At 62.7% G+C, this 16,668-nt stretch carries 16 protein-coding genes; 7 read left to right on the forward strand and 9 right to left on the reverse strand.

Translation table 11 applies throughout. The features are described from left to right. The first annotated feature begins 102 nt into the window (after positions 1–102). Both ACOOFN_RS04495 and ACOOFN_RS04500 read left to right on the forward strand, forming a co-directional pair. Complete coding sequence (locus tag ACOOFN_RS04495; RefSeq protein ID WP_420434098.1) at positions 103–1,749, forward strand: ArnT family glycosyltransferase; 1,647 nt, start codon at positions 103–105, stop codon at positions 1,747–1,749. Continuing rightward, a complete protein-coding gene (locus ACOOFN_RS04500) occupies positions 1,749–2,648 on the forward strand; it encodes a hydroxymethylglutaryl-CoA lyase (protein ID WP_420434100.1) in 900 nt (299 codons plus the stop codon). Before ACOOFN_RS04495 ends, ACOOFN_RS04500 begins: the two co-directional genes overlap by 1 nt. Here the strand turns inward: ACOOFN_RS04500 and ACOOFN_RS04505 are convergent. The 6 genes from ACOOFN_RS04505 to cysS form a co-directional block, all read right to left on the reverse strand. After that, the gene (locus ACOOFN_RS04505) at positions 2,645–3,493 is read right to left on the reverse strand and encodes a glycosyltransferase family 2 protein (protein WP_420434102.1); all 849 of its coding nucleotides are present in this window, start codon (positions 3,491–3,493) and stop codon (positions 2,645–2,647) included. The two genes, ACOOFN_RS04500 and ACOOFN_RS04505, sit on opposite strands and share 4 nt — an antisense overlap. After that, positions 3,490–4,713 (reverse strand): O-antigen ligase family protein, encoded by a 1,224-nt coding sequence (locus ACOOFN_RS04510; protein ID WP_420434104.1) that lies wholly within the window; start codon positions 4,711–4,713, stop codon positions 3,490–3,492. Before ACOOFN_RS04510 ends, ACOOFN_RS04505 begins: the two co-directional genes overlap by 4 nt. Positions 4,714–4,720: 7 nt before the next feature. Further along, a complete protein-coding gene (gene thrS, locus ACOOFN_RS04515; protein WP_420434106.1) occupies positions 4,721–6,652 on the reverse strand; it encodes a threonine--tRNA ligase in 1,932 nt (643 codons plus the stop codon). Next, the gene (gene yidD / locus ACOOFN_RS04520; RefSeq protein ID WP_420434108.1) at positions 6,649–6,999 is read right to left on the reverse strand and encodes a membrane protein insertion efficiency factor YidD; all 351 of its coding nucleotides are present in this window, start codon (positions 6,997–6,999) and stop codon (positions 6,649–6,651) included. The genes thrS and yidD overlap by 4 nt, the downstream gene beginning before the upstream one ends. A 113-nt stretch (positions 7,000–7,112) precedes the next feature. Beyond that, positions 7,113–7,562 carry an iron-sulfur cluster assembly scaffold protein gene (locus ACOOFN_RS04525; RefSeq protein WP_420434110.1) on the reverse strand — a complete coding sequence of 150 codons (450 nt, stop codon included), beginning with the start codon at positions 7,560–7,562 and terminating at the stop codon, positions 7,113–7,115. 197 nt (positions 7,563–7,759) lie between these two features. Then, positions 7,760–9,133, reverse strand: coding sequence for a cysteine--tRNA ligase (cysS, locus tag ACOOFN_RS04530; RefSeq protein WP_420434112.1), 1,374 nt, complete (start codon positions 9,131–9,133; stop codon positions 7,760–7,762). Positions 9,134–9,354: 221 nt separating this feature from the next. On the opposite strand from cysS, the gene folE reads away from it, so the two are divergent. Genes folE through ACOOFN_RS04545 form a run of 3 tightly spaced genes read left to right on the forward strand, consistent with a single transcriptional unit; the run spans position 9,355 to position 11,963 of the window. Then, positions 9,355–9,972, forward strand: a complete 618-nt coding sequence (gene folE, locus ACOOFN_RS04535; RefSeq protein WP_420435011.1) for a GTP cyclohydrolase I FolE — start codon at positions 9,355–9,357, stop codon at positions 9,970–9,972. 46 nt (positions 9,973–10,018) lie between these two features. After that, positions 10,019–11,011 (forward strand): RluA family pseudouridine synthase, encoded by a 993-nt coding sequence (locus ACOOFN_RS04540; RefSeq protein ID WP_420434114.1) that lies wholly within the window; start codon positions 10,019–10,021, stop codon positions 11,009–11,011. A gap of 37 nt (positions 11,012–11,048) precedes the next feature. Beyond that, on the forward strand, positions 11,049–11,963 hold the full coding sequence (locus ACOOFN_RS04545; protein WP_420434116.1) for a PLP-dependent cysteine synthase family protein: 915 nt from the start codon (positions 11,049–11,051) through the stop codon (positions 11,961–11,963). A gap of 9 nt (positions 11,964–11,972) precedes the next feature. Here the strand turns inward: ACOOFN_RS04545 and ACOOFN_RS04550 are convergent, their stop codons facing one another. Then, positions 11,973–12,563 (reverse strand): phage baseplate assembly protein V, encoded by a 591-nt coding sequence (locus ACOOFN_RS04550; RefSeq protein ID WP_420434118.1) that lies wholly within the window; start codon positions 12,561–12,563, stop codon positions 11,973–11,975. 212 nt (positions 12,564–12,775) lie between these two features. Between ACOOFN_RS04550 and rpoH the strand changes: the two genes are divergently transcribed. Then, positions 12,776–13,672, forward strand: a complete 897-nt coding sequence (rpoH, locus tag ACOOFN_RS04555) for an RNA polymerase sigma factor RpoH (RefSeq protein ID WP_420434120.1) — start codon at positions 12,776–12,778, stop codon at positions 13,670–13,672. Positions 13,673–13,733: 61 nt separating this feature from the next. Next, complete coding sequence (locus ACOOFN_RS04560; RefSeq protein WP_420434122.1) at positions 13,734–14,723, forward strand: DUF481 domain-containing protein; 990 nt, start codon at positions 13,734–13,736, stop codon at positions 14,721–14,723. On the opposite strand, the gene ACOOFN_RS04565 is transcribed toward ACOOFN_RS04560, so the two are convergent. Then, complete coding sequence (locus tag ACOOFN_RS04565; RefSeq protein WP_420434124.1) at positions 14,720–15,370, reverse strand: lysoplasmalogenase; 651 nt, start codon at positions 15,368–15,370, stop codon at positions 14,720–14,722. The two genes, ACOOFN_RS04560 and ACOOFN_RS04565, sit on opposite strands and share 4 nt — an antisense overlap. Beyond that, on the reverse strand, positions 15,367–16,668 hold the full coding sequence (locus tag ACOOFN_RS04570; protein WP_420434126.1) for a trypsin-like serine peptidase: 1,302 nt from the start codon (positions 16,666–16,668) through the stop codon (positions 15,367–15,369). Before ACOOFN_RS04570 ends, ACOOFN_RS04565 begins: the two co-directional genes overlap by 4 nt.

A 16,668-nucleotide genomic window follows, 5' to 3' on the forward strand; every position in this document is an offset into this window, starting at 1 on the left:
CCCGTTCTGGCAGCGCCGGTTTGCGGTCGGGCGCTGACCCGTTACATACCTGAATTACAACAGGGTGCGAGGCGTTTCTCCACCCCCGATCGGACGCGCGAAATGGCGGACTTCATTTCCGGACCCAGAGCCTGGTGGATCCTTGCGGCGCTGGCAGCAATTGCGGCGCTTGCCGGCGTGTTTACCGTGCAGCCGCTGGACCGCGATGAATCCCGCTACGCGCAGGCTACCGCGCAGATGCTGGAGACGGGGGACTTCATCGATATCCGGTTCCAGGACGATGCGCGACACAAGAAGCCGGTCGGCATCTACTGGATGCAGGCGGTCACGGTCGGCCTGCTGTCGGACGCCACCGACCGCGAGATCTGGGCCTACCGGCTGCCGTCGGTGATCGGCGCGATACTGGCCGTGCTCGGCTGTTTCTGGGCCGGCACGCGGCTGATGAACCGTGAGGCCGCCTTCGTTGGCGCCGCCATGCTGGCGGTGTCATCGTTGCTGGCAGCGGAAGCCGGTATCGCCAAGACCGATGCGATGCTGGCGGGGCTGACGACGCTCGCCATGGCGGCGCTGGTACAATTGCGCCATGGTGGCGGGAAGCGCGCGGCGCTGGTGTTCTGGGCCATGCTGGGCTTGGGGATTCTGGTCAAGGGGCCCGTCACCCCGATGATCGCCGGCCTCGCAATAATTGCGCTCGTGGCTTGGGAACGCCGGATCGAATGGCTGAAACCCCTTCTTTTCTGGCCAGGGCCTGTCATGGCTGCCCTGATCGTGTTGCCCTGGATTATCTCGATCGAGATTGCCACCGGCGGAAACTTCCTGTTTGGCGCCTTTCTGGACGACCTCGCGCCGAAACTGTCTTCCGGCGATGAAGGCCATGGCGGCTGGCCGGGCTATCACCTGCTCCTGCTGCCCGTGTTGTCGATCCCGTTCGGCTTTTTCCTGTTGCCCGGCCTGCACCGTGCCGCTGCCTGGCTCGGTACGGAGGAGCGAGCGCAGGCCGTGCGCTTCCTGATCGCCTGGATCGCGCCTGCCTGGATCGTGTTCGAGCTGATGCCGACCAAACTGCCGCATTATCCGCTGCCACTTTACGCCGCCCTGGCACTGATCGCCGGGCTCGGCTGGGAGTATTACAGGGCGGCGCCAGCCTGGAGCCGTTGGGGGTCTTTGGCATTCGGCCTGGCCGGCGCGGCGGGGTTTGCCGCACTCCTGGTGTTCGGCCCGGCGACATATGGCGGAGAACCGTTTGTCGGCATGATGTCGGCAGCGATCTTCGGTGTCGCCATTGTCGGCGTGGCGATTGAGCTCCTGCGCATTCGGGCGCATGCTGCGCTTGCCCTTGCGCTGTTCGCCAGCATCAGCGGACATTACCTGTTGCGGGGCGTAGTGATACCCGCCACGCCCGATCTCGACCTGTCACAGCGTGTCGCAGGTGTCGCAAGGGACATGGCCGCGGGTCACGGCGTTCGGGATATGCCGGTCTATTCCAGCTATACCGAACCAAGCCTGGTTTTCGCGCTCGGGACAGATACCCGATTGCTGGCGATTGACGCGCTTGTAGAGGCGATTGCCGAGGCCGGCGACGTTGTCGTGTCAATCGAGGATAGCGCGCGGTCGGGGGACGATCCGCTTGCGCTGGCCCGGCTCGATGCCCAAGTCTGTGCCCGTGAGGAAGTCGCGGGATACAATTATTCCCGCGGCGAACGGACCGTGCTGATCGTCCGGCTGCACAATTGCGAGCAAGGAAGCTGATGTCACGCGCTATTGAAATCGTTGAAGTCGGCCCCCGGGACGGTTTGCAGAATGATCCGGTCCTGATGCCGACGGACATGAAGATCGAGTTCGTCGAAAGGCTGATCGACGCCGGCGTCAGGCGCATGGAAGCGGCCAGTTTCGTGCATCCGAAACTGGTGCCGGCAATGGCCGATTCAGATGCGGTCATGGCCCGCGTACCGCGCGACAAGGGCGTCAAGTATATCGGCCTGGCGCTGAACGAGCGCGGCATGCGGCGCGCGCTCGAGGCCAAGTGCGACGAAGTCAATTACGTCATGGTCGCCTCCGAAGGCTTCGGCAAACGCAACCAGAACGCCACGCCGGAGGAAAGCGCCGATCTGTTCGACCGCATCGCTGTGCTGACACACGATGATGGTGTTCCGGTTTCGGTGACGATCTCGGTGGCGTTCGGTGATCCGTTCGACGGTGAAGTGCCGGTCGAGACCGTGGCAATGCTGGCACAGCGCGCAGCAGCGGCCGGTGCGGTCGAGATCGCGCTCGGCGATACGATTGGTGTCGCCAATCCCTGGGATGTTCGCGCCCGTATCGACGCCGTCCGCAAGGTGGCGCCGGATGCGCAATTGCGCATGCACTTTCACAATACCCGCAACACGGCGCTCGCCAATGTGCATGCGGCCGTCGAAGCCGGAGTCGACGTGATCGATGCCTCGGTGGGCGGGATTGGCGGCTGCCCCTTTGCGCCGAAAGCAACCGGTAATGTCGCGACGGAAGACGTTGTCTACATGCTGGAGCGCGGCGGGTTCGAGACCGGTCTCGATCTCGGCAAGCTCATCGAGATCGCGAAATGGCTCGAGACCGAGGGCCTGAAACACCCGGTCGAGTCAATGCTGTCGAAAGCCGGAGGATTTCCGGCCTAGCCGCTTCGCACCTGGCGCCACAGGGCGCGGCCGAGGATGGCGGCAAACAGGATCGGCGTCACCAGCAGCAGGATCAGCCGATCCCCCGCACCGCCGAATTTCCAGAAATAGCGGAAGAATCCCTTTGCCTTTTCCCATTCCACGGCAATCGGATGCGCATCGCTCGAACTGCCGACATGGTGAACGACGGCGCCGGGGACAAACCACACCCGTTCCGCTCGCCGGCACAAATCAATGTCCTCGACGTGCAGGAAGAAGGTTTCATCGAATCCGCCCAGCACGTCAAAACCGGATCGCCGAACGAGAAAGGCGGCTCCAGAGATCGCGGCCACTTCGGCGGGATCCGCCGGCACTGCCTCGTGCTCCATGCCAAACGACTTCGCCAGGCCAAGCCGTGCGAGGCCGGAAAAGCTCGCAATGGCGCGCCACAGCGTCAGTTCGCGGCGGCGTGAACCGCGCTGCTCGGAGCCGTCGGAATTCAGGACACGGGCACCGGCCAGGGCCGTTTCCGGCTCATCTGCAAGTGCGGCCGCCAGTTTCCCGGCACACCCGGGCTCGGGCTCGGCATCCGGGTTGATGAAAAACAACCATTCGCCGACCGCTTGCCGTGCACCGAGATTGCAGCCCCTGGCGAATCCGAGATTGGCATCGGTGCGCAGAATCTTGAGCCGGGATTCGGACCGGGCGAGCGCATCGACCTGTTCGCGATGATGTTCCGGATTATCGTGATCGACGAGGATCAGTTCGCCAATCGCATCGTCGGCCAGAACCGCCTTGATGGCGTCGATCAAGACCGGCCCTGTGCGCCAGCTCACCATGATGGCTGATATCGTGCCGCTCATCATGCGCCACGTGGCCGGGCGGACAGGAAGGTGGTGCCGGCAATTGCGACGGCCAGCGCGGCCATGTGCCATTCCTGCCAGACGCCGTAGCTGAAGAAGATGAAGCAGAAATAGGCAACCGCGACCCAGGCGATGGCCGCGGCCTGCAGTCGGGAGAGATAGCGGGCGCCGGCGATCCGGCCGCCCAGCATCACCAGAGTGAAGGCAAGCAGGATGGATCCGAAAGCGCCGGTTTCCAGCCAGACATGGATCGGCGCATTGTGCGGGTGCAGCGGCAAGCGCTGGTGCTCGAGCCCGCGCATGACTTCCACGCCTTCGATGGTCCGCGAAGCGTCAAGGCCGAGTCCGAGCCAGGGCCGCTCGGAGAGCCGGGTGCCGGCAAACTCCCAGATGGCCAGCCGGGCTTCCCAGGAAAAGGGCAGCATGGCGATGACACGTTCCGGCAGACTTGCCGCAATGGGCGGCAGGATTAGCGGTGTCACCACGAAGGAACCGGCAATCGACCCGAAAATCGCGGACAGGGCGCCGCGCGGCCAGTAATAGGCCAGCAGCGCGCCCCCCAATCCCATCAGGAAGGCCACGATGTTCACTGCCATGTCGAAGCCCAGCGTCGTCATGCCGGTGATCACGAGCAATAACAGGCCGACCAGCGGCCCGCCCTCGCGCCAGGCAAGTGCCGCAGCGGGGCCGGTAAACAACACGATCAGCAATACGCCGTGTCCGAGACTGCGAGCAACCTCGAACTGAACGGCCGGATCGTTGATGTCGACATTCGCGACATCAGCCTTGTACGAGGTCGTGACATCGCCGCCGTTGACGAATTCGGCGAACAGGAAAAGCGCGGCAAAAAACGCCATGAAAAAGAAGGCCGCTTCAACCCGCGCCTTCCAGCGCCCTTCAAGCTTGGCAATCGCAAACGCGAAAGCTGCGTAAAACGGCACCCCTGCAATAAGCTTGATCGCCTGATCGGGACGATCATAAGGCGACCAGGTCCAGCTCAAGGCAGCCCAGCCGACGAAGAGTGCGCCGAGCAGCGCTTCCCAGGGTGGGTCCTTGCGCAGATTGAATACTGCCTTGAAAGGAAAGGCGATGATGCCGCCCAACGCGACGAAGGGCGGCAAGGGCAAGCCGCCGGCAATCGCGGACAGGCCTGCGAAGACCATCATGATGGCCGCCGTCAGTCCGGCTCGGGCATGGCCCTTATCGGCAACGGCGACTGTCATTGCGGCGTCAGCCTCGCTTCAGATCGGGCGGGCTGGCGTTTTCGGCCAATTGGGCCGCAGCATCCTCGAGATCGAGGATTTCCTGCTGCTTGTTGCCTTCCCCGAGGAAACGGAGGGCCACCTTCCGGTTCTCGGCCTCCTTCATGCCGACAACAGCGATGACCGGTACCTTGCCGACCGAATGTTCGCGGACCTTGTAGTTGATCTTCTCGTTGCGCAGGTCGGTCTTCGCGCGCAGCCCGGCCTTTTTCAGCGTCTCGGCGACTTCGAGCGCATAATCGTCGGCGTCGGACGTGATCGTGGCGACGACCACCTGCAGCGGTGCCAGCCAGAGCGGGAACTTGCCCGAATAGTTCTCGATCAGGATACCGATGAAGCGCTCGAAGGAGCCGAGAATGGCGCGGTGAAGCATGACCGGGCGATGCCGGTCATTGTCCTCGCCGATAAACTCCGCATCGAGCCTGTCGGGCAAGACGAAATCGACCTGCAACGTCCCGCACTGCCAATCGCGGCCGATGGCATCGCGCAGAACGAATTCCAGCTTGGGCCCGTAGAAAGCGCCCTCGCCCGGGTTGAGGATCATTTCCACACCGGCGGCTTTCGTGGCGTCCATCAATGCCTTTTCGGCCTTGTCCCACGTCTCGTCGGACCCGGCCCGCGTTTCCGGCCGGTCCGAGAACTTGACGATGAAGTCCTCGAAGCCGAGATCGGCATAAACCGAGTTCAGAAGCTCGATGAAGGCCGCCGTCTCGCTCTCGATCTGGTTTTCGAGGCAGAAGATATGGGCATCGTCCTGGACGAAGCCGCGCACCCGCATCAGCCCGTGCAACGCGCCGGACGGTTCATAACGCGAGCAGGAGCCGAACTCGGCCATGCGCAAAGGCAGGTCGCGATAGGATTTCTGGCCGGAGCGGAAAATCTGTACGTGCGCCGGGCAGTTCATCGGCTTGAGTGCCAGGACTTCGCCATCCTCTGTCTGCGCCGTGAACATGTTCTCGCGAAACTTGTCCCAGTGCCCGGATTCTTCCCACAGCTTGCGGTCGATCAGGACCGGCGTCTTGACCTCTTCATAGCCGGCATCCTCGAGACGGCGGCGCATGTAGTTCTCAAGCGTGCGATAGAGCGTCCAGCCCTTGTCGTGCCAGAACACCTGGCCGCGCGCCTCTTCCTGCATGTGGAAGAGGTCCATTTGCCGCCCCACCTTGCGGTGATCGCGTTTTTCGGCCTCTTCGATGCGAAGAAGGTGCGCCTTGAGCTGTTTGTCGTCCGCCCAGGCCGTGCCGTAGATACGCTGCAGCATGGCGTTGCGATGATCGCCGCGCCAATAGGCACCGGCGACCTTCATCAGCTTGAACGCCTTGCCGATCCCGCCCGTCGAGGGCAGGTGCGGCCCGCGGCACAAATCGATCCAGTCGCCCTGGCGGTAGATCGTGATGACCTCGTCTTCCGGCAGATCGCTGATCAGCTCGGCCTTGTAGTCCTCGCCAATGCTCTTGAAATGGGCGATCGCCTCGTTGCGGTCCCAGACTTCGCGTTCGAAGGGCAGGTCGCGGTCGACGATCTCGGCCATGCGCTTTTCGATCGCTTCGAAATCCTCCGTAGAGAAGGGTTCGTCGCGGGCGAAATCATAATAGAAGCCATCCTCGATCGCCGGGCCGATCGTGACCTGCGTGCCAGGGAATAGTTCCTGCACGGCCTGGGCCAGCACGTGAGCCGCATCATGGCGGATCACTTCCAGGGCTTCCGGCATGTCACGCGTGATGAGTTCGACCCGGGCGTCGCCTTCGAGCGGGCGCGTCAGATCCCACTCCTGGCCATCGACGCGGGCGATGATCGCCTTCTTGGCGAGCGATTTGGAAATGCCTTCGGCGAGGTCCATGGGGCTGGCGCCCTCGGGAAGTTCGCGGACCGCGCCATCGGGCAGCGTTACGTTGATCATTGGTCTTTGTCCTGTTGTTCGGACCGGCTGTTTGATGGGTTCCTAGCCGCTTCGTGCGGATGGCGAAAGCGGTGAAGCGCCCACCACGGCACTTCTTGCAGTTTTTCCGGTGCCGGATCATAGCCCTGGGTGCCGCCGGGGCGGCATCGCGCGATGCGGCCCAGCGTCAGCCAGATACCCCGCCAGGCGCCCTGCTTGCGCACACAATCGGCGCCATATTCCGAACATGTCGGTTCATGGCGGCAACGCACGCCGAGCGCATAGAAAACCGGCGAAAGCGTGTATCGATACACGCGCACGCCTGCGATCAATATCGCGCTAAAGGGTCTGAACGCGGATTCGTTCATGGAATGATCCTGACCACCGGGGGTTCAGCCGGTTGTTTACGAAGAGTTTTGCGGAATGGGAAATTTCCGGACCGGCGGAATGTGTCTGCCGGCAAATGCAGACGCCGCCGGCCCTAGCCGGTTGCGGTGGTCAGCGTCGTGGTGCTGGTGGCCTGCGCGCAGGCTTCGGCAGCCGCCTCGAAGGCGAGCCGGATGGAGGCATGGCGGGCCGGATAATCACGAGCGCTCTCCAGCGCGGCGAGACCGGCGAAGCGGCCTTCGGGCACCGGACCGCCCTTCAGCATGGCGGCGAGGGCGTCGCGCGCTTCCACGATCTCGTCGAGCGCCGCGCCAATGGCGTTGGCACCCAGCACCGAGGCCGAGGCCTGGCCGAGCGCGCAGGCCTTCACCTCGAGACCGATGTCGGCGATGCAATCGTTTTCCAGGCGCACGCTCACTTCCACCGCGGACCCGCACAGGCGGGAGACACGGCGCGCGCAAGCATCGGCGCGGTCGAGCCGGCCGATATGCGGAATGTCCGCGGCGAGACGCAAGATCTCGCTGGAATAGAGCGTGTCATTCATTGCGGCGAAGCATATAGGGGAAATGTGGCGGAAGTGCTAGCGGGTTGCGACGACAACCCCTCACCCTCGAAAGCCGACCATTATGATGGCCGCCTTTCTCTACCCTCTCCCCTTCCGAAGGGGAGAGGGAAAGAGCGCGAGCTGGCGAAGCGGCGAGCGGTCCGGGTGAGGGGTTTTGAAGATCTCTGCTGTTCTCGCTACCCCAGCCGCCAGGTCGAGCCTTCCGGACCATCCTCGACCTTGATGTTACGGGCGACCAATTCGTCGCGCAGCGCATCGGCCCTTGCAAAATCCTTGGTCTTTCGAGCTTCCGCCCGGTCAAGGATCAGCTGGTCGATTTCGGCGCGCTCGGTCTCGGAAAGGCTGTCGATCCCGAACCAGGCGTCGGGGGATTCTTCGAGCAATCCCAGCGCCTGACCGCCGGCGAGCAAAGCGCCCGCGGCTTTCACCCGCGCCTCATCGCCCTCGGCGCGGTTCGCCTCACCCGCCAGCGCGAACAGGGCGGCAAGCGCCTTGGGCGTGTTGAGATCATCGGCCAGGGCCGCCTCCACGCTTTCAGGCACGTCGCCCGACTCGGCCCGGATCCGGCGCAGCACGCCATACAGGCGGTCCAGCGATTTCTGCGAGCGTTCGAGCAACGCATCTGTCCAGTCGAGCGGCGCGCGGTAATGCCCGGTCAGAAGCGCATAGCGCAGCACCTCGCCAGGCCAATGCTCGACGAGTTCGTGGACGAGTTTCACATTGCCCAGCGATTTCGACATCTTCTCGGCATCCATCGAGAGGAAGCCATTGTGCATCCAGTAGCGCGCCATGATCTTGCCGCCATGGGCGCAGACCGATTGGGCAATCTCGTTTTCATGGTGCGGGAAGGTGAGATCGATGCCGCCGCCATGAATGTCGATGGTCTCGCCGAGATGTTTCTCGGTCATGGCCGAGCATTCGATATGCCAACCCGGGCGGCCGCGGCCCCAGGGACTGTCCCAACCGGGCTCGTCGTCCTTGGCCGGCTTCCACAGGACGAAATCCGCCGGGTCCTTCTTGTAAGGCGCAATTTCCACGCGGGCGCCGGCGATCATGTCGTCCATGTCGCGTTTCGACAGCGCGCCGTAATCGTTGAAGCTCTTCACCGCGAACAGGACATGGCCTTCCGCCGCATAGGCGTGACCGCCCTCGATCAGCTTTTCGATCATCGCGATCATCTCGTCGATATGGTCGGTGGCGTGCGGTTCGATGGTCGGCAAGGAAACGCCCACCGCGCCCATGTCGGCGCGATAGATGTCGGCATATTTCTGCGTGATCTCTTTCATGGAGGCGCCGGTCGCCTTCATGGTCTCGATGATCTTGTCCTCGACATCGGTGATATTGCGCGCATAGACGACATGATTTTCGCCATAAATCCGCTTGAGCAGACGAAACAGCACGTCGAAGACGACGGCCGGACGGGCATTGCCGATATGGGCGTAGGAATAGACGGTCGGGCCACAGACATACATCGTCACCCGCTCGGGATCGCCGGGAATGAATTCCCGCTTCCTGCCAGTCAGCGTGTCGTGAAGATGCAAGCGGGTCATGTCAGACCGTCCTATCGTTTTCATCACAATGCGTTTAAAATCGCGCTGTCCGCTATGGACGGCGCGAAAAGATAGCCTACATAGCGGTCTCGCAAGACTTGCGAAACCGGAAGAACATCGGGCGGCTGCTAATCCCATCGTCCAGTACTTCGGTCCGGAAACCGGCACTACACCGGCGGCAGTTGCCGCCGCAACCCGACAACGGAAGGATCATGGACAACATGGACGCCAAGACACCCGCCGATCTGCGCCCCGAAACGCAGGCCCCTGCCCGCCCGAGCCGCGAGGAGGCCGAAGAGGCCGTGCGCACGCTGATCGCCTGGGCCGGCGACAACCCCGCCCGTGAAGGCCTGATCGACACGCCCAAGCGCGTCGCCAAGGCATGGGAGGAATGGTTCTCGGGCTACAAGGCCGACCCGGCCAAGGAGTTGTCGCGTACCTTCGAGGATGTGCAGGGCTATGACGACATGGTGATGCTCACCAATATCGATGTCGAAAGCCATTGCGAACACCATATCGCGCCGATCATAGGCGTCGCCCATGTTGCCTATCTGCCGCGCAAGAACGTCGTGGGCATTTCCAAGATCGCACGCGTGGTGGAGATCTTCTCCAAGCGCCTGCAGACGCAGGAAACCATGACGGCGCAGATTGCCGATATCATCATGGAAGCGATGGATGCGCGCGGCGTGGCGGTTCTGATTGATGCCAAGCACCAGTGCATGACGACGCGCGGCGTGCACCATCCGAACGTGTCGACGATCACCACGACCTTTGCCGGCGAATTCAAGTCCGACGACGAGCTGCGCGGCCGCTTCATGCGGCTGGTCGAGCGGGCTTGAGCCTTCCGGACGTGACGGGGCGGGCGTGATCGGCTAGTCCGCTGGCATGACCGCCCCCATCACCCTGATTGCCGAACAAAAGGGCTTACGTCTTGACCGCTGGCTGGCGGACGAGATCGAGGAGTATTCGCGCTCGCGCCTGAAGGCCCTGATCGAGGACGAGAACCTCACCTGCAATGGCGAGGTGATGGCCAATCCGGCGCACAAGACGATCCTCGGTGCGGAATACGTGCTGAACGTGCCCGACCCCGTCGCCGCCGATCCGACACCCGAAGACATTCCGCTCGACGTCGTGTTCGAGGACGAGCATCTGATCGTCGTCAACAAGCCGAACGCCATGGCCGTGCACCCGGCCGCCGGCAATTGGTCCGGCACGCTGGTTCATGCGCTGTTGCATCATTGCGCGGGATCGCTGTCGGGTATTGGCGGGGTGGAGCGGCCGGGGATTGTCCACCGTCTGGACAAAGACACATCCGGGCTCCTGGTCGCCGCCAAAGACGACAAGACCCATAACGGCCTCGCCGAGCAATTCGCCGAACACTCTGTGAAGCGCGCCTATATCGCCTTTACCCGCTCTTCGCCGGAACCGCGCGCGGGCCGTATCAAGACCCGCATTGCGCGCTCGGACACCGACCGAAAGAAGATGGCAGTGGTCAACGATCCGCACAGCCTGTCCGGCAAGCTGGCGATCACCAATTACTCGACGCTGGCGACCTATGGCCGCGAAGGCGGAGCGATGCTCGGCCGCGGGCTGGCGGCGAAGGTGGAATGCCGGCTGGAGACCGGTCGCACGCACCAGATCCGCGTGCACATGGCGCATATCGGTTGCCCGCTGCTGGGTGACCCGACCTATGGCCGAGGCCGCTCGCAGAAGCTGAAAGAGCTGGACGATGGCCGCGCCTTCAAGGATTTTCGCCGCCAGGCGCTGCACGCCTACGAGCTCGGCTTTCGCCACCCGGTGACCGGCGAGGCGCTGCACTTTACCTCGGACTTGCCCAAGGACATGCAGCGTCTGGAGAAATTCCTCGCGACGCTCTAGGTTCGCGGCCCGCGCAATCGGTTGGGGATAACCGGCCATGCCCGCCATCGGCAATACGCCTCTGATCAAGCTCGAGCACGTGTCTTGTGCCGACAGTGCAGATGTCTTTGTCAAATGGGAAGGCGCCAATCCGACCGGCAGCATGAAGGACCGGATGGCGTTGTCGATCATCGATGGCGCCGAGGCGCGCGGCGATTTGAAGCCCGGCGATCGGGTGGTGGAATATACCGGCGGCAGCACCGGCAGTTCGCTGGCCATGGTCTGCGCCATGCGCGGCTATCAAGCGCATTTTGTTTCGTCGGACGGCTTCTCGGCGGAGAAGATAAAGACGATGCGCGTCTTCGGCGCCGAGGTGGAGATCGTGCCCGCCAAGAACGGGGTGCTGACCGCCGGCGTGATCGATCGCATGATCGCGCGCACGCGCGAACTGGCCTCGGATCCCGGCGTGTTCTGGCCGGACCAGGTCAACAATCCCGACAACAAGCGCGGTTATCACGCCATGGGAAGGGAAATCCTCGCCCAGCTCGACCGGCCCGTCGATGAATTCATAGTCGCTGTTGGCGGCGGCGGCTGCATTTCCGGCAATGCGGAAATTCTCAAGGCAGCGCGCCCCGTCACACGGATCATCGGTGTCGAACCCGACCAGGTGCGCAATGTGTCGGGCGGCGATACCAGCGGCACGCACAAGTTGGAAGGGATCGGCCTGTCCTTCACGCCCTCCATATTGCGCCGCGACCTGATCGACGATGTCATTCCGGTCAGCGATGCAGATGCCTATGCCGGTGCCAGGCTGCTCGCCCACAGGGAGGGACTGATCGGCGGCATCACATCAGGTGCCAATGTTTGGGCCGCCCTGCAGCGCGCCCGGGCGCTCGGTCCGGGCAAGACAGTGGTGACGGTGATCATCGATAACGGGCTGCGCTATCTGTCCGGCGACCTGTTCGACGCCTGACAGAACCCGCTAGTCGTCGCAATTGTTGCGCCGCGGGCCGCGCGGTGACGGGCGGCGATCATTGTCGTCGTTGGCGCCGTCGGGAGGGGAGATCGTCCGTTGTTCGTCGCGCAAGGGGTGGGCTCGTTGCCGACAGGGGTCCGCCGTCATGTCTCCCGTGTCAGGCGTTACAGTTTCCCGTTCGGATTCACCGGTGTGGCCGTCAGGCTGAACGAGCTCCGGAGCCCGGTCGCCCCGATACCAGCCGTTTTCATCGTCCGAACCCAGCGCCGGGGCTTCCCCGGTCACAGCCGGCTGATCGCTGTTACCGCGGCGGCGGCCCTCCGCGATTGGACGATCGGGATCGCCCTCGACAAACCCTGTCAGGACCTCGTCGTCCACTTCCGGCAGGGCATAGCTGCCGCGATCACCGGTCTCCGCACCGGGCCTGCGTATTCGGCGGCCGTCGCGATCCCGGCACCACATTTCCTCTTCGGCCTCCTCGCAGGCGGGCAGCCAGCCCGTGTTCATTCGAATCCGGTCATCCTGTGCGTTGGCCGTGGCAGCCAGGACGCATGGCGCCAGGGCGAGTGCAGGCAGGGAAAGAAATCTGAGTTGCATGCCAACCTCCGCGGTTGAAAGCCGGCATCATAACAGATCGGCATGAATGCCAACCGACGTGGCTGATCAAGGGCAAGGCGTGTTTGCGGCCGGTTGAAACAATCGGTAACGCTTCGCGTTTCACTCACTGCCATCAACTCGCCGTGATGCCCTAGTATTGGATAGGGTCAATTCCTAACTAGTCCGCAGCCAAGGAGACAAGGGGACGGACAATGGCAAACGCGATGACGCTTTCTCTGACACCCGAAGACGGGTTGAACCGGTATCTCTCGGAGATCCGAAAATTCCCCATGCTGGAAAAGGACGAGGAGTTCATGCTCGCTAAAAGCTGGCGCGAGCATGAAGATACCGGCGCCGCAGAGAAACTTGTCACGTCCCACCTTCGCCTCGTTGCCAAGATCGCGATGGGCTATCGCGGCTACGGGCTGCCGATCGCCGAAGTGATCTCCGAAGGCAATGTCGGCCTGATGCAGGCGGTCAAGAAATTTGATCCGGACAAGGGATTCCGCCTCGCGACCTATGCGATGTGGTGGATCCGCGCGTCGATCCAGGAGTACATTCTGCGGTCCTGGTCGCTGGTGAAGATGGGCACGACCGCCGCCCAGAAAAAGCTGTTCTTCAACTTGCGCCGCATGAAATCGAAGATGCAGGCGCTCGAGGAAGGTGATCTGAAACCGGAACAGGTCGAGGAAATTGCGACCAAGCTCGGCGTCACCGACAATGATGTCATCTCTATGAACCGCCGCTTGTCGGGGCCGGACGCGTCGCTGAACGCGCCGCTGAAGGCATCCGAAGGTGAAAGCCAATGGCAGGACTGGCTGGAAGACAATGACGCGGTCAACCAGGAAGAAGATCTCGCGGAGACCGACGAGTTCGACCAGCGCATGACGCTGCTGCAGGACGCAATGGTCACGCTTAACGAGCGCGAACGCCACATCATTCAGGAACGCAAGCTGACAGACGAGCCGAAAACGCTGGAAGAGCTGGCCGAGGTCTACGGCGTGAGCCGCGAACGTATCCGTCAGATCGAGGTGCGCGCTTTCGAGAAGCTGCAGCAAGCGATGAAGAAGGCCGCTGCCGAGCAAGGTCTCATCTCCGAGACCGCCTAGGCCGGCTCGACACCTCCCCTGCAACGATCTAGGTCTCCCTCCGAATTCCGGAGTGAGACCCATGATCATTCGCGTTCTTGCCATTCTCTCGGTATTTGTGGTCAGCGCGCCTGCGTTCGGCCAAGTCCTGTCCGAGGATTACCGCCGATTACTTGCCGAAGCCGCTGCGACGCAGGGCGATGCAGGATTTGCGGAAACCGTCGACCTTATTGCGCGGGTTTCACCGGGTGGCGCACCGGCTGTTCTGAACGCCTTGGCTGAAATTGCGCCGGATCGCCTGACGCTCGCCGAGAACCGCTTCATAGCCGCCGATATCGTTGTCGCCCAGCAGATGGTCGACTTGCAGCCGCAGCCCGTCGACGAGGAGATCGCGGTCGCGGAACGGGATGACGGAAACGGCTTCCTGCCGATGCTGGATGCCTGGTCGGGCCGGCTGTCGGCCGGTCTACGTGTCGATAGCGGCAATTCCGACCAACAGGATTATTCACTCGGTCTGGAGATTGAACGCGAGCTCGCGGAATGGGGATTCCAGGGTGGCATCGACTATGCGTATTCGGAGGCGAATGGTCTGACCTCCCGCGATCAATTGCGAATTGATGCGCGAGGTGAACGCGAAATCGGAGAGCGCTGGAGCCTGTTCCTGGCCGGTGAGTACGATCAGGACCAGCTCTCGAGCTATGATTACACGACCTTCGTGGGAGCCGGTGTCGGCTACAGACCGGCACTCCCGGAAAGCCTTGACTGGGTGCTGCGGGCTGGACCTGGCATTCGCTTTGTCTCGCCGGTAACCGGGGACGCGGAGAGCCAGTTCGCGATCGATCTCGAATCGAGTTTCGAATGGCAGGTCACCGACACCAGCCGGTTTGCCGCGGAGACCACCTTCCTGATTGCCGAATCGACCCGTGCCGAGCAGACATTCACCTTTATTACCGCCCTGAACGAGGTCTGGGCCGTGGAAGCAGCCTGGCACTATCGCCATGAATTCGATCCCCTGCCCGGCTTCGAGGAAGGCGATTCACGGTTCGACATATCGATCGTGCGGGAATTCTAGGGCCGCTCGCGGACAAGGCCGAGTGTCAGACAGAATTGCGCAGCGACATAGCTGATCCAGACCGCCGGACCGCGCCAGGCCGGGTCGTAGTCGCGGAACAGGTCGAGTGCAATGAGGCTGTCCGAGGCCAAAAACAACAGCGCGCCGATGACTGCGAGCCAGGGCGCGCGCGACATGACCGCAAGGATCGCCATGACGAGTATGATGGCGTTGTAGGCCGTCGCCGGAATGCGCAACTCACCCATGCCGGGCTGTATCCAGGCGAGCATCGCGACGCCGAACACAACAAGCAGGGCTGCCAGGCCATAGCCGACCGGGCCGCGGAGGCCCGACTTGCGCAGCTGGCGCAGGAATATCCAGCCATAAACGAGATGTGCCGTACCGAAGGCGGCAATGCCCAGTGTCATGCGGACGGGGTCCAGTACCAGCATGGCATCGCCGATAGCGGATGCGGCGAGCGCCAATGCCAGCAGAAAGGCTTGCCGGCGCGCCGCAAAGACGGCGAGCAGCAAAATGCCCGACGCTTTAAGCGCGACAGTGGCGGGATAAGCGATCGGCACACCGTAGCCGGTCAACAGGTAGAGCAGGGCTAGCGCCGCCGCTGCGAACAGCAGGACAAGGCCGGTTCGGTGTTCGGAGGCCGTCATTTGATCGGCGCGACCGGGGTATTGCCGCTGCCCGGCTTGACGGAATCCCCACCCGTCGTCCGCCGCAACTGACCGAGTTCGCCATTCAGGAAGGGTTCGTAATACGGCACCCATTCATCGGCGCGGGCGGCGATGTAGAAATAGGGTCCGTTCGGATTGCGCCGGAAATTCGAATCCGTCGCCACTATGAAATACTCGTTGCCCTCACGGATCATGAAGGGCGAACCGGAATCGCCGCGAGTCGTGTCGCATTCGTGTGCCATCGTGTTGTCGCGATAGATCGTCACCATGTGGCAACCGATATTTCCCGAGAGATGATCGCCCGTGTCATGACTGTAGCCCGCCTGGTAGATTTCCGCGCGCAGGGCCGCTCTCTCCCCTGATTCATCGACCAGCGCGCGAACGCCGACAAAGCCGACCTCGTCGCCGAGCGGCCGGTCGATCCGCAACAGCGCCCAGTCTGTCCCGTCTATGTCATTGGTCGTGCTGTAGCGCTGATAATCCCAGTTCGGTGACATGTAATAGTCGATAACGCGCGCCGTACGCGGGCCGCCCGACAGGGCATAGCCGGTCTCGAACGAGCCTGACGGGTTCACGCTTGCGCCGTCAGCAATGCAATGACCGGCGGTGATCAGGACATCCGGGCCGATCAGTGTCGCCGTACAGGCACCGCCGCTGTCGAAATCAATCTGACCTACAGCGACCCAGGGAAATTCCGACGTGTCGAGAAAGACCCGGTCGTCATATCCGAAATAGTGATCGAAAATCGTGAGCGGGCGTTCGCGACCGATACAATCGGACCGGTCGGTGCGCTGCGCGCAACTGCCATCGCCACCGTGTTCCGCTTCCTGGCAGACGCCGTCGAATGCCGTTTCGCAGCTGTCGGTTTGAAACCGCAATTGGACCACATCGCCACAATCGGTCGAATCCGTGCCTTGCACGCAGGCTCCCGTCCCCAGTCCGGGTTCGTCACATTCATTGTCGTTGGCCCACTGACAGCTATCGTCCTCGGCACCTGTCAGAATGCGCCAGCAATCGGAATAGTCGGTGTTGATCGCGCAGGCGCCGGTCCCGTATCGCGGGTCATCGCATTCATTGTCGTTGGCCCAGCGGCAGCTGTCGTCACCGCGAAATTCCGCCGGCACCTGGCCTTGCGGAGCCTGGGTCATGCCCGGCTTCACCTGGACGACCCGCATCCAGCTCCCGATCTCATCAGATGACAGGCGTTCCCCTGCCTCCTGAGCCGAGGCGGGCAGGCTCAGCGCAAAGGCCGCAAAAAGAAAAGCGAATGTCCGCAT

The organism is Hyphobacterium sp. (assembly GCF_965217055.1).
In the GTDB taxonomy this organism is placed as follows: Bacteria; Pseudomonadota; Alphaproteobacteria; order Caulobacterales; family Maricaulaceae; genus Hyphobacterium.

Bases quoted from the DNA above. Each gene is read 5' to 3' on its own strand.
- ACOOFN_RS04495 (WP_420434098.1), top strand. From the start codon at position 103: ATGGCGGACTTCATTTCCGGACCCAGAGCCTGGTGGATCCTTGCGGCG.
- ACOOFN_RS04500 (WP_420434100.1), top strand. From the start codon at position 1,749: ATGTCACGCGCTATTGAAATCGTTGAAGTCGGCCCCCGGGACGGTTTG.
- ACOOFN_RS04505 (WP_420434102.1), bottom strand. From the start codon at position 3,493: ATGATGAGCGGCACGATATCAGCCATCATGGTGAGCTGGCGCACAGGG.
- ACOOFN_RS04510 (WP_420434104.1), bottom strand. From the start codon at position 4,713: ATGACAGTCGCCGTTGCCGATAAGGGCCATGCCCGAGCCGGACTGACG.
- thrS (WP_420434106.1), bottom strand. From the start codon at position 6,652: ATGATCAACGTAACGCTGCCCGATGGCGCGGTCCGCGAACTTCCCGAG.
- yidD (WP_420434108.1), bottom strand. From the start codon at position 6,999: ATGAACGAATCCGCGTTCAGACCCTTTAGCGCGATATTGATCGCAGGC.
- ACOOFN_RS04525 (WP_420434110.1), bottom strand. From the start codon at position 7,562: ATGAATGACACGCTCTATTCCAGCGAGATCTTGCGTCTCGCCGCGGAC.
- cysS (WP_420434112.1), bottom strand. From the start codon at position 9,133: ATGACCCGCTTGCATCTTCACGACACGCTGACTGGCAGGAAGCGGGAA.
- folE (WP_420435011.1), top strand. From the start codon at position 9,355: ATGGACGCCAAGACACCCGCCGATCTGCGCCCCGAAACGCAGGCCCCT.
- ACOOFN_RS04540 (WP_420434114.1), top strand. From the start codon at position 10,019: ATGACCGCCCCCATCACCCTGATTGCCGAACAAAAGGGCTTACGTCTT.
- ACOOFN_RS04545 (WP_420434116.1), top strand. From the start codon at position 11,049: ATGCCCGCCATCGGCAATACGCCTCTGATCAAGCTCGAGCACGTGTCT.
- ACOOFN_RS04550 (WP_420434118.1), bottom strand. From the start codon at position 12,563: ATGCAACTCAGATTTCTTTCCCTGCCTGCACTCGCCCTGGCGCCATGC.
- rpoH (WP_420434120.1), top strand. From the start codon at position 12,776: ATGGCAAACGCGATGACGCTTTCTCTGACACCCGAAGACGGGTTGAAC.
- ACOOFN_RS04560 (WP_420434122.1), top strand. From the start codon at position 13,734: ATGATCATTCGCGTTCTTGCCATTCTCTCGGTATTTGTGGTCAGCGCG.
- ACOOFN_RS04565 (WP_420434124.1), bottom strand. From the start codon at position 15,370: ATGACGGCCTCCGAACACCGAACCGGCCTTGTCCTGCTGTTCGCAGCG.
- ACOOFN_RS04570 (WP_420434126.1), bottom strand. From the start codon at position 16,668: ATGCGGACATTCGCTTTTCTTTTTGCGGCCTTTGCGCTGAGCCTGCCC.